Source organism: Centipeda infelix ATCC 43532 (genome assembly GCF_000234095.1).
GTDB lineage: Bacteria > Bacillota > Negativicutes > Selenomonadales > Selenomonadaceae > Centipeda > Centipeda infelix.
This window is the reverse complement of the sequence record NZ_JH376812.1, coordinates 1-757: the sequence shown is the minus strand read 5'-3', so window position 1 is coordinate 757 and position 757 is coordinate 1. Positions and strand designations below refer to the sequence as shown.

1 rRNA gene is annotated in these 757 nt (G+C 51.4%); it reads left to right on the top strand.

What is annotated here, in order from left to right:
• Nucleotides 1–757, top strand: a 23S ribosomal RNA gene (locus tag HMPREF9334_RS11910); the annotation flags it as partial.

Here is a 757-nt window from a genome sequence, read left to right as displayed (position 1 = left end):
TATTGAAGAATGAACCGGCGAGTTAATTTATGCTGCGAGGTTAAGCGGGAGACGCGGAGCCGAAGCGAAAGCGAGTCTTAAGAGGGCGAGCAGTAGCATGGATTAGACCCGAAACCACAGTGATCTATACATGTCCAGGTTGAAGCTCAGGTAAAAATGAGTGGAGGACCGAACCCGTGAGTGTTGAAAAACTTTGGGATGAGATGTGTATAGGGGTGAAATGCCAATCGAACGTGGAGATAGCTGGTTCTCCCCGAAATAGCTTTAGGGCTAGCCTCAGGCGAATCACCATAGAGACGGTAGAGCACTGATCGGGCAAGGGGGCGTAAAGCCTACCGACCCCAGTCAAACTACGAATGGCTCATATGGGCAGCCTGGGAGTCAGAATGCGAGTGATAAGACCCGTATTCAAGAGGGAAACAGCCCAGACCGCCGGCTAAGGTCCCAAATGCTGTGCTAAGTGGAGAAGGATGTAGGACTTCGAAAACAACCAGGATGTTGGCTCAGAAGCAGCCACCATTAAAAGAGTGCGTAATAGCTCACTGGTCGAGAGGCTCTGCGCCGAAAATATCCGGGGCTAAAGCACAGAACCGAAGCCGCGGCAGGAGTGTACATATCGACAGAGCGCTCAAGGCGCAGGAAAAATTGGTATCTGCAAGGCGATGGAGCGATGCATAGCAGCGCTATACAGAGCGACATACTCGCAGCAGAGAGCGATTTTAACAAGCCTTTTGAGCGTTGTGCCGGTGTGTATACT